Below are 14,638 nucleotides of genomic sequence, written 5' to 3' on the forward strand. Positions count from 1 at the left end.
TTGTCCAACGGGCATTAGTGCGGTTCGCGGGCCGGCGCGCGCATCGACTGCGATACCTCCGCATTGCGCTGCCGCAGCGTAGCGTCCCGTTCGGGCAGCAACCCGGCGCGCGCGCGCCTCAGCGCCTGCAGGGCGTGGATGTCGGAGGGAAGGGGGGCGGCAGCGGAAGGCATGCCGCCAGTTTACTGGCGGCATGCTGGCAATGAAATCGGACACGTCCTAAATGGTACGAATCCGGTGTGTTTGCTGGCTTCGTTGTACGTCTGGCCTCCGATCCGTGCCGCCAGGTGCTTGGCAGCCCGGTGGCGATATCGCTTTTGTTGACATCCACGGGCGCCTTCTACGCTGCCGACGCCAGTTGCACGGCGCGGGCCGCTTCATCGCCCGTTTCATGAAAGCACGGCAGCGCACCGGCAGCGGCTCAGGCCGCGGCCTTGGTTTCGCTCTCGCCCTGCGGCGTAAATCTCGGGTAATCGGTGTATCCCGCGGCACCGCCGCCGAAATACTTCGAGCGGTCGCCGGCATTGAGCGGCAGATCGTGCTGCAGCCGGTAGGGCAGATCAGGGTTGGCGATAAACGGGCGCCCGAAGCCGATCAGGTCGGCCCAGCCTTTAGTGAGCGCTTCTTCCGCGCGTGCCTTGCTGTAGTTGCCCGAGTAGACCAGCGTGCCGGGATAGATGGCGCGCAGCGCTTCCTTGAACGTGGCTGGCATCACGGGTGCGTCTTCCCAGTCTGCTTCGGCGATATGGATATAGCCCACGCCGATCTGGCCGAGCGCGTGTGCCGCGGCAAGGTAAGTCGCTTCGGGCGTATCGTCGACCGCGCCTTGCAGCGTGGTGAGCGGCGCCAGGCGCACGCCGATGCGGTCCTTGCCGACTACGTCGGTCACCGCTTGCGCGACTTCCTTGAGGAAGCGCAACCGGTTGGCGAGCGAGCCGCCGTATTCGTCGCCGCGGGTATTGGCCTGCGAGTCGATGAACTGGTTGATCAGGTAGCCATTGGCGCCATGCAGTTCGACCCCGTCGAAGCCGGCTGCCAGCGCGTTGCGCGCCGCTTGCGCGTAGTCGGCCACGATGCCGGGGATCTCGTCAATGTTCAGCGCGCGCGGGGCGGAATGCTGGATCATCTCGCCGACACCGCCCTGCGGGCCCTGGCCGGTGGCATCGACAAACACCTTGACGCCCTCGGCGACCAGCGCCGACGACGACACTGGCGCGGTGTTACCCGGCTGCAGCGTGGTATGCGACACGCGGCCGACGTGCCAGAGCTGCGCGAAGATCTTGCCGCCGGCGGCGTGCACTGCGTCGGTGACCTTGCGCCATGCTGTGACCTGTCCGGGGCTGTAGATGCCAGGCGTCCAGGCATAGCCCTGGCCTTGCCGGCTGATCTGCGTGCCTTCCGAGATGATCAGGCCAGCAGTGGCGCGCTGACTGTAATACTCGGCCATCAGGTCCGTTGCCACGTCGCCGGCGGCGGCACGCGAACGGGTCATGGGCGGCATCACGATGCGGTTGCGGGTGGTGATATGGCCGAAGGTGTAGGGGGTGAACAGCATGGTTTCTCTCGCTCGTCGGTTTGGCCAGGCAAGAAGCGGCCACAGGGGGCCGGCCCTGGATGGACCTGGGGCCCGGGCCGCCCGGCGGTGTTGCCGGGATGATGTATGGATTATCGGGACGGGCCGCTTTTGCAAAAACCCTGTAACAGGCAAATGATTCTTGCGGCGGGCTCAAGGATGGCCAACTGCCCGTAGTGATACAGGCATCACCCGGTGGCCCCCGGGGCCGTCCTCGGGCAGTTCATGCCGATTTTGCATAAGCGCCCGCCGGGGCTTATGGAACAATGCGTCAACCGACGGATTCCGCTTCCGTCCCTTTACCGCTCTCCCCACCCTGGCGCTACCCAACATGAACGACGAAATCGTCTACCTCAACGGCGAACTCACGCCTTTGTCAGAAGCCCGCATCCCCGTGCTGGACCGCGGTTTTATCTTTGGCGACGGCGTGTATGAAGTCGTCCCCATCTACGGCGCCAAGCCCTTCCGCCTGCAGCAGCACCTGGCCCGCCTGGCGCGCAGCCTGGCAACCATCGGCATTCCCAACCCGCACGCCGAGCCGGAGTGGATGGCGCTGATCGACCGCGTGGTGCGCGCCAACGGCCTGAGCGACCAGATGGTCTACATTCAGGTCACGCGCGGCGTGGCACGGCGCACCCATGCCTTCCCCAAGGAGGTGACGCCGACGGTGCTGATCATGACCAACCCCATGTCGCTGCCGTCGGCGGACATGCGCGAGAAGGGCGTGGCCTGCGTGACGGCCGAGGACAAGCGCTGGCTGCACTGCCAGGTCAAGTCGACCTCCCTGCTGGGCAATGTGCTGGCGGCGCAGAACGCGGCGGAGCATGGTGTCACCGAGACCATCCAGTTCCGCGACGGCGCGCTGACCGAAGCCTCGGCGTCGAATGTCTGGGTGGTCGGCAAGGGCCGGGTCTCGGCGCCGCCGAAGGACAACCTGATCCTGGAAGGCATCCGCTACGGCTGGATGGAGGAGTTGTGCGCGGCGCTGGATATCTCGCTGGAAGCGCGCCGGATTTCGCAGGACGAGGTAATGGCTGCCGAGGAGGTACTGCTGACGTCGGCCAGCAAGGAGATCCTCGCGGTGGTGACCATCGACGGCAAGACCATCGGCAGCGGCGAGCCCGGCCCTGTGTTCAAGAAGCTCTACGCTGCGTACCAGGCAGCCAAGGTGGCGCCGTAGTACGAGAACGGTGTGGCTGGTTGCCCGGCGTGACGGAGCGACTGGCGTTGCCCGTCCGGCCGGCAGAGCAGCAGCGTGCCGGCGGCGGTATCCAGTTCCAGGGCGGCTGCGGCGATCATGCTGCGGCCGTCAGCGCCTGCTGCGCGGTATTCCGGCTCTCCCTGCGCCTGGCGGCCTGCGGACGGGCCTGCCAGTAGGCGTCGTCGGGCGCGGCAGTCAGGGATTGCCCCGCTGCTTCCAGTTTCAGCTCCCCCTGCGTCGACGCGGCCTCTTCCCTGCCTTGCCATGTGCCAGCGCGGGCAGGCCAGACCAATCCCGGCATGGCCTGCGCCTCGCGCTCGCGAGCGAGTGATTCCGGATATGCAAACGCGAAATCCGCACAGCCGGCGCGAAGCGGGGGAGGGCCGCAGCGCACGCGATGGCGGTCGGGATTCGCATTCGCATATACACCCCACGCATCTATGCAAAGACGAATTTCGTCCTTCGGCGGCTTGCTGTGCTGCGCTATCGTGAGGGACTTGTAAGCGACCGCTTGAGACGGACAAAGCCTGCGGACAACGGCGCTGTCGCAAGCGCGGCACCGGGCAGGCATTGCAATGCGCGAATCCAGGACCAATCGATATCGACAGGAGGTTTTTCCAATGGCTACACCGCTGAAAGTGGTCGCCGTCAACGGCAGTACGCAACAGCCCTCGCGCACGCTCGCGTTGGTGCGGGCGTTGCTTGGCGAGCTCGATGGCAAGCTGCTGCTGCACAGCCATATCGTCAACCTGGGCGAGATCGCCCGCCCACTGGGCGCCGCGCTGACGCGCGCCGAACTGCCGCCGGAGATTGAAAACGAGCTGCTTGCGATCGAGTCCGCCGACCTGCTGGTGGTGGCGGCGCCTGTCTATCGCGGGTCCTATCCCGGCCATTTCAAGCATCTGTTCGACCTGGTGGGGCAGGAGGCGCTGGCCGGCAAGCCCGTGCTGCTGGCGGCCACGGGTGGCAGCGACCGGCACGCGCTGGTGCTGGAGCATCAGCTGCGGCCCTTGTTCGGATTCCTGCAGGCGCTGACGCTACCGATCGGCGTGTATGGCAGCCCCGGCGATTTCCAGAACCACCAGGTCAGCAGCGATGCGCTGGCCGAGCGCATCCGCCTGGCCGCCGACCGCGCCGCGCCGTTGTTCGGCGCCAGCCGCAGATCGCCGCTGCAGCGTGCCGCCTGAGGGGAGCGCCGCAGCCGGGATGTCTTCATCCCGGCTTTCGGCAAGCGTTCGTTGCCACGCCGTGTCCTTGGTTCCGGTCCGTCATTGCCTGCTCATGCGCGGTCGGGCCCGATTGTCACGGGCGTAATCTATGCTTGTGAGCGAAAGCCCGCCTCGGCTCCCCCGCCGGCGCGCCGCCCAATTCCTCCAAAGGACAAGCATATGGAAATCCGAGCAGCCAATCAGATCCCCGCCACCCTGATCCCCGGCGACGGCATCGGGCCGGAAGTGGTGGAGGCCACCGTCAAGGTGCTGGACGCGCTGGGCGCGCCATTCTCCTGGGACGTACAGCAGGCCGGCATGGCGGGCATCGCCCAGGGCGGCGACCCGTTGCCCGAGGCTACCCTCGACAGCATTCGCCGTACCGGCCTGGCGCTGAAAGGCCCGCTGACCACGCCCGTCGGCGGCGGCTTCCGTTCGGTCAACGTGCGCCTGCGCGAAGCCTTCAATCTCTATGCCAATGTGCGGCCCGCCCGCACGCTGGTGCCGGGACGCTTCGAGAACATCGACCTGGTGCTGGTGCGCGAGAACGTGGGCGGCTTCTACGTGGCCCACGACTATTACATCCCCGTGGGCGACGACCCGCATGCCGTGGCGGTCTCCACCGGCACCAATACGCGCGACGCCTGCCGGCGCATCGCCCGCTTCGCCTTCGAGTACGCGGTCAGGAACCAGCGCAAGAAAATCACCGTGGTGCACAAGGCCAATATCCTCAAGGCACTGACCGGGATCTTCCTGGAAGCCGCGCGCGAGGTGGCGCAGGACTATGCGGGCCGCGTGGAGATGGACGACCGCATCGTCGATGCCTGCGCCATGCAGCTCGTTCTCAACCCCTGGCAGTTCGACATGCTGCTCTGTACCAACCTCTTCGGCGATATCCTGTCCGACCAGATTGCCGGCCTGGTGGGCGGGCTGGGCATGGCGCCGGGGGCCAATATCGGCGATACCGCCGCCATTTTCGAGGCCGTGCACGGCTCGGCTCCCGATATCGCCGGCAAGGGCATCGCCAATCCGATTTCGCTGATGCTGGCCGCCGGCCTGATGCTCGAACATGCAGGCCGGCAGGACCTGGCGTTGCGGCTGCGCAAGGCGATCGACCTGGCGCTCAATGAGGACCAGGTCAGGACCGGCGACCTGAAGGGCTCGGCGTCCACGCTGCAATTTGCCGACGCGGTGGTGAAGCGGCTGGGTTGACGCACCGGCACATGCTGGGCGCCGCCGACAGGACCAACCCGGATAGTCCCGCCACGCACTCTTGCGTACCATGGTTGCGCCGCTACCGTCACTCCCGACACAAGCCGGCGCTAACCGAGGGCTTGGCATGCAGACATCGGAACCGTACTTCCACTTCCGTCTCGATTCCAACGACGACCACAAGATCGAGGTCCATCGCTGGCAGGGAGGCGCGGCGCCGCGCGCCGTGGTGCAGATCGCGCATGGCATGGGCGAGCATGCGCTGCGCTACCGGCCGCTGGCCGAAGCGCTGGTGGGCGCGGGCTACGTGGTCTATGCCAGCGAGCACCGGGGGCATGGCGCCGATGCGGCCGCCCAGGATAAGCTTGGTGACTTCGGGCCGCGTGGCTTTGCAGCACTGGCGGACGACATGGCCGTGCTCAGCCGGCACTCGCGGGCGCAGCATCCCGGCCTGCCGCTGATCCTGTTCGGCCACAGCATGGGGTCGTTCGCCACGCAGTGCTACCTGGCCGAGCACAGCGAGTTGCTCGCCGGCGCGGCGCTGTCGGGCACCACCGCGGTGGACCTGATGCTGGAGGCGGCGCGGGCGGGTTTCAAGCTCGAGGATATGAATGCCGGGGTGCCGGACAGCCGCACGCCCTTCGACTGGCTCAGCCGCGACCCGGCACAGGTGGATGCGTATATCGCCGATCCGCTGTGCGGTTTCACCGTCACGCCGGCGTCGCGTGCCTCGATGTTCGCCGAATGCGCGCGCCTGGCCGAGCCGGATACGCTGCGCCGCATCCGTCCGGGGCTGCCCATCTACCTGTTCACCGGCGACCGTGATCCGGTCAATAATCACCTCGCCTGGTTCGAGCCGCTGGTCAGCCGCTATCGCGCGGCGGGGCAGACCGATGTGTCGTCCCACGTATTCGGCGGCGCACGCCATGAGACGTTGAACGAGACCAACCGTGCGGAGGTGATTGCCATCCTCGCCGCGTGGATCGGGCGGGTGGTGTCCGGCCGCTGACGGGCGTCAGGGCAGGAGGCGCGCCTCGGTCACCGCCTGCAGCGCTTCCAGTGTGATGCCTTCCGCCATTGCCTCCACCCGCAAGCCGTCGGGCGTCACGCGCATTACCGCCAGGTCGGTATAGATGCGGCAGACCACGCCGCGTGCGGTCAACGGCAGCGTGCAGCGGCGCAGCAGGCGCGGGCGGCCGTCGCGCGTGGTGTGTTCCATCAGCACCCAGACCTCGCGGGCGCCAAAGGCGAGTTCCATCGCGCCGCCCACGGCCGGCGGGGTGTTGGGATCGCCCCGGGTCCAGTTGGCCAGGTCGCCGTTTTCCGCCACTTCATAGGCGCCCAGGATTGCCAGGTCCAGATGGCCGCCGCGCATCATGGCAAAGCTCAGCGCGGAATCGAAGATCGCTGCGCCGGGGCGCAGCGTCACCGGCTGCTTGCTGGCGTTGATCAGTTCCGGGTTTTCCTCGCCTGGCGGCGGGCGCGGCCCGAGATGCAGGATGCCGTTCTCGCTATGCAGGAAGACCTCCCGCTCCGGCGGGATCATGTCCCCGACCAGCGTCGGCAGGCCGATGCCCAGGTTGACATAGGATCCCGTGCGGATGTCCTGCGCCGCGCGCCGGGCGATCTGCTCCCTGTTCCATCGCATCATTGTTCGCTCCTGGCGGATTGGCCGTCGGTGGTGACGAGGCGATGGACAAAGATGCCCGGCGTCACGATATGTTCGGGGTTCATGGCGCCGGCCTCGACCATCGTGTCGACCTCCGCCACCACCACGCGCGCGGCGGTCGCCATCACGGGATTGAAGTTGCGCCCGGCCAGGTGATAGTCCAGGTTGCCGAGGCGATCCGCGGTGCGCGCGCGGATCAGCGCGAAATCCGCATGCAGCGGCAGTTCCAGCACGTGCTGCACGCCGTTGATCTCGCGCGTGTCCTTGCCCTCGGCAAGAATGGTCCCGGCGGTGATGGGGCAGTAAAAGCCGCCCAGCCCGGCCCCGGCGCAGCGGATGCGCTCCACCAGCGTGCCTTGGGCCACCAGTTCCAGCTCGACTTCGCCGCGCCGGTAGGCGTCGCGAAAGGCCGTGGCCCCGGCCGTCAGCGGATACGAGCAGACCAGCTTGCGCACGCGCCCGGCTTCGATCAGGCTCGCCACGCCCTCGCCGTCGTAGCCGGCGTTGTTGGAGATCACCATCAGATCCCTGGCGCCATGCGCCAGCACCGCGGCGATCAGGCCGCCGGGCAGGCCGGCGCTGCCGAAGCCGCCCACCATCACGGTGGCGCCGTCGCGCAGATCGGCGATGGCCTCGCCGCAGCTTGCTACCCGTTTGTTGACCAATTCCATGCCCGACACGCTCCCGTTCCGCGGCTTCGCCGCCGCCAAGCCATGCATCATGCGGCGTCCGGATCGATAGGTTCAAGTACAAGAGGCTTAATTATTGATAAGCTAGGCTTATATTGCGCGCACTGGCCATCCCGATGAACCTGGAACTCCGACACTATCGATACTTCGCCGCGCTGGCGGAGGAACTGCACTTTGGCCGCGCGGCGGAGCGCCTCGGCATTTCGCAGCCGGCGCTGAGCCAGCAGTTCAGGTGGATCGAGCAGGAGGCGGGTGCGCCGTTGCTTTCGCGCAGCAAGCGCCGGCTGGCGCTGACGGAGGTTGGCGCTGTCTTCCAAGAGGAAGCGCTGGGCGTCCTGCGGCAGGTCCGGCACGCCGAACTGGCCACCGCCAGCGCGAGCCGTGGCGATGTCGGCAGCGCGTCCATTGGCTACGTGGCATCCGCCGCGCTCTCGGGTTTGCTGCCGAGGCTTGTCTATCGCTTCCGCCGGGACTATCCGGCCGTGCGGCTCGCCATGCGCGAGATGGACATGCCGGCCCAGCTCGACGCGGTTGCGCGCGGCGCGCTCGATATCGGCTTTATCCGCCCGCCGTTGCAAGCCTTGCCAGAGGGGCTGGCCTTGTTCGATATCGCCGCGGAAGCGGTCGTGGTCGCGCTGCATGCCACGCACGCGCTGGCAAGCCGTGCGCGCATCGATGTGGCCATGCTGCGCGACGAGACGTTTATCTGCACGCACACCGAACACGGCACCGGCTTCTACGCCATCACCCTTGCCATCTGCGGCAATGCCGGCTTCCAGCCGCGCGTGGAGGCATTGTCGAGCCAGATGGCCACCATCATCAGCATGGTGGCGGCCGGGTTCGGCGTGGCGCTGATCCCGGCTTCGATGCGCGCGTTCGCGCCGCCCGACGTGGTATTCAAGCCGCTGGCGCGCAACGAGGTGACGTCGCAGCTTGCCGTGGTACATCGCAAGAACGAACGCTCGCCCACGGTGCTGCGGTTGATCGAGCGGTGCAGGCAGGGGAGGGGGCGGCAGCCGAAGTGAATCACACAGGACCGACACTTGCGATCGTTGTGACGACTGTTGCCAAATGGTGGTGGTTGCTGTGATCGGTCGCCTGTTTCTCCTTGAGCGACGAGTCCGATCAGTAACCCGGCGTTCCGGTCATTGTGCATCCGCCTCCAGCCTTCCACTGGTGTCGCCGGCGCGATTCTCTAGCCTCGCCTTCGATAGCGCGACCGCTTCATGGAGCTTTTGCTCCAGCAGTTGCCGGGGCGGAAGCTCGGTCAAGTACTCGGCGACATGAATGCCAGTTTGATCCAGTTCCAGCAGTTCGATGTGCTCGCGTTTCTTGCCAGTGCAGAGGATGATGCCTAGCGGTGGTGCTTCCCCAGGCTCTTGCTCGTGCTTGGCGAGCCAGCGCAAGTAGAGTTCCATCTGTCCCTTATCGGCGGCCTTGAACTCACCCAGTTTCAGCTCGATTGCCACCAGACGCTTGAGGCGGCGATTGTAGAACAGCAGATCGATATAGAAATCGTCGTTGTCGATCTGCAGCCGCTTCTGACGGGCAACAAAGGTGAAGCCTGCACCCAGTTCGAGTAAAAAGTGCTCCAACTCGCGCAGGATGGCATCCTCAAGGTCGCGCTCCAGATAGCGATCCTGCAGGCCCAGGAAGTCGAGGACATAGGGGTCTTTGAGTACCAGGCTGGGGGTCAGTTCGCCCCTTTCTCGCAGCGCCGTGAGTTCTTCGGTTAAAAGCTCATCCGCCTTGCGAGACAACGCGGTGCGCTCGAACAGCAGCGAGTCCAGGCGGTCCTGCAGGGTGCGGGTGCTCCACCCCTCATCGCGGCACATCTGCAGGTAGAACTCGCGCTTTAGCGGGTCATCAATGTAAATCAGGCTGCGGAGGTGGGTCCAACTCAATTGTCTACTCAGTGCGTAGACAATGTCCTCGCTCGGAAAAACCTCAGCGAAGCGCAGCATGTGCCGCAAATTCTTGGCGCTGAAGCCACGACCATGCTCCGCCTCCAACTGCCGCGACAGGGAAACGACGATCTGCTCGCCGTACCCGGCGCGCTCGCCGCGAAGCACCTCCGAGCCGATGCGCTGGCCGACGCGCCAATATAGTATCGTCAACGCGGCGTTGACCGTGACGGCAAGCCCCGTGCGGGCCTCGCAAATCAGGCGACGTATGTCGCCGACAAGCGCCTCGGCGTTGACCTCCTCGCCGGGCGGAGGGGCAGGCGTTGCAGTTCGCTTGCGCGTCATTGTGAACGGCCTACCCGCTGCGTTTCCAGCATCGATATGCGGGGAGTGATCCGCAAGAATTGCATTCGATCCATCGTCCCTTCTCCTCAGCCGTTGATTTGCGCCCAAGCTACGGCGGGGTAGCGTGACCAGTCACCAATGCAGTGGCACACCACGGCAGATGCTGCGGCACCTAGATCGTTTCAGCTACACGGTCGAATTCATCTTGCGGGATTCTATCAGTGCGCGCTTTCGTCAGGATGGCCGTTGGGTTTTGGCTAGAGGAGCCGCGTTTGCAGAAGACGTTCGCGCAGGTCGGGGATACCGGTTTGCAGTCGAACTCGACTGGCGTTGTATCTTGACCGGGCGACTGCAGCCGCCCCGACGTCGAACAGGACAGAATATCGGATTGAGTGCAGGGCATTGCAGGCAGGCTGCTGCGCCGATTGCAATGCCCCGCCGCTCAGGCTCAGGCCTTCAACTGGTCCCGGACCGGCAACGCGCGGATGCGCTTGCCCGTAGCCGCGAAGATCGCATTGCACAGCGCGGGTGCAATGGTCGGCACGGCCGGTTCGCCGACGCCGCCGAGCGGTGCGTCGAACTTGCCCGGCACCAGGTGCACGTGGATCTGGCGCGGCGCCGACGGCGCGCGCATGACCTCGTACTGGTGGAAGTTGTCCTGCTGGGCGCGTCCGTCCTTGAAGGTGATCTCGCCCGTGGTGGCCAGGCTGATGCCCATGATGCAGGCGCCTTCCACCTGCGAGCGGATGCGGTCCGGGTTGACCTGCGCGCCGCAGTCCACCGCCATGTCGATGCGGGGGATGCTGATGCCGCCATCGTCGCCGACCACCACCTCGATCACCGCCGCTACGTAGGTCACGAAGCTGTAGCAGACTGCCAGTCCCAGCCCGTGTCCCTTCGGCAGCTTCCTGCCCCACCCGGCTTCGCGCGTGGCCAGTTCGATCACGCCGCGCAGGCGGCCGGTATCGAGCGGATACTGCTGCGGCGATTCGCCGTAGTTCCAGGCGTCGGACAACTGGGTCGGGTCGATGCGGCGGTCCGGGCCCAGCAGCGCCAGCAGGTAGTCGCGATGATCGCGCCCCGCAGCCGTGGCCAGTTCCGCCGCGAACGACTGGACCGCGAACGCGTGGGGGATATTGGACACCGAGCGGAACCAGCCGATGCGGGTGTGCGCTTCCACCTCCGGATTCTCCACGCGCACGTTGGGGATGTCGAACGGCATGTTCACCGCGGACATGCCGAGCTCGAAGGCGGCTTCGTTCTTTGCGCCGGCCACGAAGGTGGAGGTGATGGTGGATGCGGCGGTGCGGTGCAGCCAGGCCTGCGCGCGGCCGTCGGCGCCGAGCATCGCCTCCATGTGCTCAACCGAAACGGTGTGGAAGTAATCGTGATGCAGGTCGTCGTCGCGCGTCCAGGTCACCTTGACCGGCTTGCCACCCATGGCCTTTGACAGCAGCGCGGCCTCGGCGGCGAAGTCCGGCTTGGACTTGCGGCCAAATCCGCCGCCCAGCAGCGTCACGTGCACCGTGACGTCCTCGGGCTTCAGGCCCAGATGCCCTGCGACCGTTTCACGCGTGGCCTGCGGCGCCTGCACCGATGCCCAGACCTCGCATTTGCCGCCGGCGACGCGCGCGGTGGCAACCGGCGGCTCCATGGTGGCGTGCGCGATGTGCGGCAGGTAATACTGCGCCGTGATCCGCTTGCCGGGACCGGCCAGCGCGGCCATGGTGTCGCCCTGGTTCCGCACCACCTTGCCGGGCTGGTTCGCGGCCTTTTCCATCGTCGCCCGGAACGCGCCAGACTCGTAGCTGGCATTGGGGCCATCGTCCCAGCGCAGTTTCAGCGCCTCGCGGCCCTTGATGGCCGACCAGGTATTGCTGGCGATCACCGCCACGCCGCCCAGCGGATGGAACATCGCAGGCGCGGGGCTGCCGGTCAGTTCGACCACCTTGATCACACCGGGCACTTTCATGGCCTGCGCGGCATCGACGCTGGCCAGCTTGCCGCCGAACACCGGCGGGCGCGCGATCACGGCGTAGAGCATGCCGTCCAGCCGCACGTCGATGCCGTACTGCGCGCGGCCCGTGGCGATGGCGTGACCATCGATATTGCGCGTGCTGTTCTTGCCGATATAGCGGAACTGGGCGGGATCCTTCAGCTTGAGGCTGGCGGGGGCGGGTACCGGCAGGCGCGAGGCGTCCTTCGCCAGCGCGCCATAGCCGAGGCTCTTGCCGCTGGGCATGTGGACCACGGCATGGTTGCGGGCCTGCACTTCGTTCACTGGCACGCCCAAGCGCGCGGCGGCGGCGGCCTCCAGCATCGTCCGGGCGCTGGCGCCGACGCGCCGCATGGGCTCGAAGAAATGCCGCACGCTGCGCGAGCCGTCGGTGTTCTGGTTGCCGTAGCGGATCTCGTCGCCCGGGGCCTGCACCACCAGCACCTGCGCCCAGTCGGCCTCGAGTTCGTCAGCCACCACCATCGGCAGGCTGGTGCGCACGCCCTGTCCCATCTCCGAACGGTGGCACACGATGCTCACCTTGCCGTCCTCGCCGATGGAGAGGAAGACCAGCGGGCTGTCCACCGCGCCGCCGGGCATGCCGTCGCGGCCGTATTTTTTGGGTTCGTCGGCCGCCAGCACGATGCCGTCCAGGCCCACGGTGAGCGTGAGCCCGGCAACGGCGCCCATGCCCTTGAGCCAGCGGCGGCGCCCGGCGGATTGCGGGCTGCCGGCGTGGTCCGGCTGGGCCTGTGCCACGGCGAGAACGTTTCGTTCGCTCATTTTGCGCTCCTCTTGCCAGCTGGCTGGGCAACCGGTTTCGCGGCCACGTTCGATCTGGCGACGTGCTGGATGGCGGCGCGGATGCGCGTATAGGTGCCGCAGCGGCAGATGTTGCCGCTCATGGCGCCGTCGATGTCTTCCTCGCTCGGGTGCGGGTTCGCGTGCAGCAGCGCAGTGGCCGACATCAACTGGCCGGCCTGGCAGTAGCCGCACTGCGGCACGCCGAATTCCTCCCAGGCTGCCTGCAAGGCCTGCCCGATCTTGTCGGCCGACAAGCCTTCGATGGTGGTGATCTTCTTGCCCGCTACGGCCGAGATCGGCGTCACGCACGAGCGGATCGGCTGTCCATCCATGTGCATGGTGCAGGCGCCGCACAGCGCCATGCCGCAGCCGAACTTGGTGCCGGTCAGGCCGATGTGATCGCGCACGGCCCACAGCAGCGGAGCATCGTCGGGCAGGTCGATCTTTTGCGGCACACCGTTGATCGTGATTGTTCTCATGTGTATTTTTGCGGGGAAGGTGCAACGGGGAAGAGGGCTGGCGTGCGGGCCAGTGCCTGCGCATTCCTGCGCTGCCGCGTGTGTGAGGGCGGGGGAGTGGTTCGTGTGGTGAGAGTGGACCGCCCGGCCGGGCGCCATGCCGCTGCGGCAGCGTTGCGCAACGCGCATTGTGATCCCGGCCGTTGATTCACGGAATGGCGGAGTCGGGATTTCTTAATTCCAGAAAATGGAATTGTGGTGGTGGGGGCGAAGCGGGGAGGGGGGGAGGGGAGTGTTCTTGCGCGGCGGCATCCAATGCCGCGGCACCAGGTCACATGGTGCCGCGGCGGGATACCAACTGCGGGTACTGCATCAGGCGTTGGCGCCGTCGGTGAAGGTATCCAGCTTGCCGGTGCGGGCGCCATCGGTGTAGGCATCGAAGGCGCGGGCCGGGAAGGCCGAGACACCGGTGCGGTCCAGGCCAGCGATGCGGGCGCCTTCGGTGAAGGTATCCAGCTTGCCGGTGCGGGCGCCGTCGGTGTAGGCATCGAAGCCGCGGGCCGGAGAGGCCGAGACACCCGTGCGATCCAGGCCGGCGATGCGGGCGCCGTCGGCGAAGGTATCCAGCTTGCCGCTGCGGGCACCGTCGGTAAAGGCGTCGTGGGTGCGGAAGTCGTAGCCATACTTGTCGGCGGGCACCGTGGTGCGGAACGCATAGCCGTACTTGTCGCCGGGGAGCAGGTCCTTGGCGGTCGCGGCGTGGGCGGCGCCGATGGCGGCGAACGACAGCACGAGGGTGGAAGCAAGCTTGAGGGCGATGGTCTTGGTCATGATGTTCTCCGGTTTCTTAAAATTCGTTGAATTTCATTGATTATTCGTTGCATCTGCCAGAACGTTGCTTTGTTTGCTGCGCGCCGTTCATGTAACGAACTATAGGAGAGCCATCGGTGGCTATGACTTGGTTTCTCAGGATGGATTGTTCAATATTTTTGAATTAAGGGGGCAGGCGCGTTGCGCGCTCGCCTCAAGCCCCGGGCTGTGCTACCCGGCTGGCGGCGATAAGCGCCGGCGCGACCATCTGTGCCAGCAGCCGCAAAGTCGCAACTTCCCCCTCCGTCCATGCGCCGCGCGCCGCGAGGAAGTTAAAGGTGCCCACGCAGCGGCCGTCCTCGCACACCGGCACATTGACTACCGCCGACAGGCCAAGGCCGCGGATGACGGCGATGTCGTCGAACACCGCCTCAAGCGCGGCGTCGCCTTCGCCCACGAAGACCTCGCCCTGATGCAGCACCCATCGCGTCCATGGCGTATCGGCCTTGCGCTTGCTGCCGCCCACGGGATAGGCGGCCTTGTCCGAGGACCACAGCCGCACCACTTCCGAACTGGCGCGCCGGTAGGCATTGATGGTGAGCAGGCCGGGGCCGAGCAGTGCGGCGGTGGCGTTGCCAATCGCATCGAAGGCACTGGCGGGGCTGGTTGCGCGGGCCAGCGCGCCGCACAGCGAGGCGAGCAGTGGCGCAGGCAGCGACACAGTAGCGTGAGCGGGGGCGGCGGCAAGGTCAGGAACATGATCGGTCAC

Annotated in this window: 15 protein-coding genes; 5 read left to right on the top strand and 10 right to left on the bottom strand. The window is 66.4% G+C overall.

Going from position 1 to position 14,638, the window contains the following annotated elements; genetic code table 11:
• Window positions 1-14: 14 nt before the first annotated feature.
• Window positions 15-173 (bottom strand): hypothetical protein, encoded by a 159-nt coding sequence (locus tag AC1DS6_RS05555; protein WP_441625115.1) that lies wholly within the window; start codon window positions 171-173, stop codon window positions 15-17.
• A gap of 248 nt (window positions 174-421) precedes the next feature.
• The gene (locus AC1DS6_RS05560; RefSeq protein ID WP_477102243.1) at window positions 422-1,555 is read right to left on the bottom strand and encodes an alkene reductase; all 1,134 of its coding nucleotides are present in this window, start codon (window positions 1,553-1,555) and stop codon (window positions 422-424) included.
• Window positions 1,556-1,904: 349 nt separating this feature from the next.
• Here AC1DS6_RS05560 and AC1DS6_RS05565 point away from each other — a divergent pair, with 349 nt between their 5' ends.
• Window positions 1,905-2,753: a D-amino acid aminotransferase gene (locus tag AC1DS6_RS05565; RefSeq protein ID WP_477102244.1), complete on the top strand. Its 849-nt coding sequence runs from the start codon at window positions 1,905-1,907 to the stop codon at window positions 2,751-2,753.
• Window positions 2,754-2,868: 115 nt separating this feature from the next.
• On the opposite strand, the gene AC1DS6_RS05570 is transcribed toward AC1DS6_RS05565, so the two are convergent.
• A complete protein-coding gene (locus tag AC1DS6_RS05570; RefSeq protein WP_441625121.1) occupies window positions 2,869-3,075 on the bottom strand; it encodes a hypothetical protein in 207 nt (68 codons plus the stop codon).
• A 319-nt stretch (window positions 3,076-3,394) separates the two neighbouring features.
• Here AC1DS6_RS05570 and msuE point away from each other — a divergent pair, with 319 nt between their 5' ends.
• The 3 genes from msuE (at window position 3,395) to AC1DS6_RS05585 (ending at window position 6,203) form a co-directional block, all read left to right on the top strand.
• Window positions 3,395-3,961: an FMN reductase gene (msuE, locus tag AC1DS6_RS05575; RefSeq protein WP_441625123.1), complete on the top strand. Its 567-nt coding sequence runs from the start codon at window positions 3,395-3,397 to the stop codon at window positions 3,959-3,961.
• A 201-nt stretch (window positions 3,962-4,162) separates the two neighbouring features.
• Complete coding sequence (locus AC1DS6_RS05580) at window positions 4,163-5,194, top strand: isocitrate/isopropylmalate dehydrogenase family protein (RefSeq protein WP_477102245.1); 1,032 nt, start codon at window positions 4,163-4,165, stop codon at window positions 5,192-5,194.
• 127 nt (window positions 5,195-5,321) lie between these two features.
• The gene (locus AC1DS6_RS05585) at window positions 5,322-6,203 is read left to right on the top strand and encodes an alpha/beta fold hydrolase (protein ID WP_441625127.1); all 882 of its coding nucleotides are present in this window, start codon (window positions 5,322-5,324) and stop codon (window positions 6,201-6,203) included.
• A gap of 6 nt (window positions 6,204-6,209) precedes the next feature.
• On the opposite strand, the gene AC1DS6_RS05590 is transcribed toward AC1DS6_RS05585, so the two are convergent.
• Window positions 6,210-6,845, bottom strand: coding sequence for a 3-oxoacid CoA-transferase subunit B (locus AC1DS6_RS05590; protein ID WP_441625129.1), 636 nt, complete (start codon window positions 6,843-6,845; stop codon window positions 6,210-6,212).
• The gene (locus AC1DS6_RS05595; protein ID WP_441625306.1) at window positions 6,842-7,528 is read right to left on the bottom strand and encodes a CoA transferase subunit A; all 687 of its coding nucleotides are present in this window, start codon (window positions 7,526-7,528) and stop codon (window positions 6,842-6,844) included. Before AC1DS6_RS05595 ends, AC1DS6_RS05590 begins: the two co-directional genes overlap by 4 nt.
• A 140-nt stretch (window positions 7,529-7,668) precedes the next feature.
• On the opposite strand from AC1DS6_RS05595, the gene AC1DS6_RS05600 reads away from it, so the two are divergent.
• Entirely contained in the window at window positions 7,669-8,577 is a 909-nt protein-coding gene (locus AC1DS6_RS05600; RefSeq protein WP_477102246.1) for a LysR family transcriptional regulator, read from the top strand.
• Window positions 8,578-8,697: 120 nt separating this feature from the next.
• Here the strand turns inward: AC1DS6_RS05600 and AC1DS6_RS05605 are convergent, their stop codons facing one another.
• The 5 genes from AC1DS6_RS05605 to AC1DS6_RS05625 all read right to left on the bottom strand — a co-directional run bounded on the left by AC1DS6_RS05605 (window position 8,698) and on the right by AC1DS6_RS05625 (window position 14,638).
• On the bottom strand, window positions 8,698-9,801 hold the full coding sequence (locus AC1DS6_RS05605; RefSeq protein ID WP_441625133.1) for a PDDEXK nuclease domain-containing protein: 1,104 nt from the start codon (window positions 9,799-9,801) through the stop codon (window positions 8,698-8,700).
• Window positions 9,802-10,249: 448 nt separating this feature from the next.
• Complete coding sequence (locus tag AC1DS6_RS05610; protein ID WP_441625135.1) at window positions 10,250-12,580, bottom strand: xanthine dehydrogenase family protein molybdopterin-binding subunit; 2,331 nt, start codon at window positions 12,578-12,580, stop codon at window positions 10,250-10,252.
• A complete protein-coding gene (locus AC1DS6_RS05615; protein ID WP_045235768.1) occupies window positions 12,577-13,080 on the bottom strand; it encodes a (2Fe-2S)-binding protein in 504 nt (167 codons plus the stop codon). Before AC1DS6_RS05615 ends, AC1DS6_RS05610 begins: the two co-directional genes overlap by 4 nt.
• 351 nt (window positions 13,081-13,431) lie before the next feature.
• Complete coding sequence (locus AC1DS6_RS05620; RefSeq protein WP_477102247.1) at window positions 13,432-13,890, bottom strand: hypothetical protein; 459 nt, start codon at window positions 13,888-13,890, stop codon at window positions 13,432-13,434.
• Window positions 13,891-14,083: 193 nt separating this feature from the next.
• Window positions 14,084-14,638 carry a GAF domain-containing protein gene (locus AC1DS6_RS05625; protein ID WP_441625139.1) on the bottom strand — a complete coding sequence of 185 codons (555 nt, stop codon included), beginning with the start codon at window positions 14,636-14,638 and terminating at the stop codon, window positions 14,084-14,086.

This window comes from Cupriavidus sp. 05L310 (assembly GCF_056398185.1).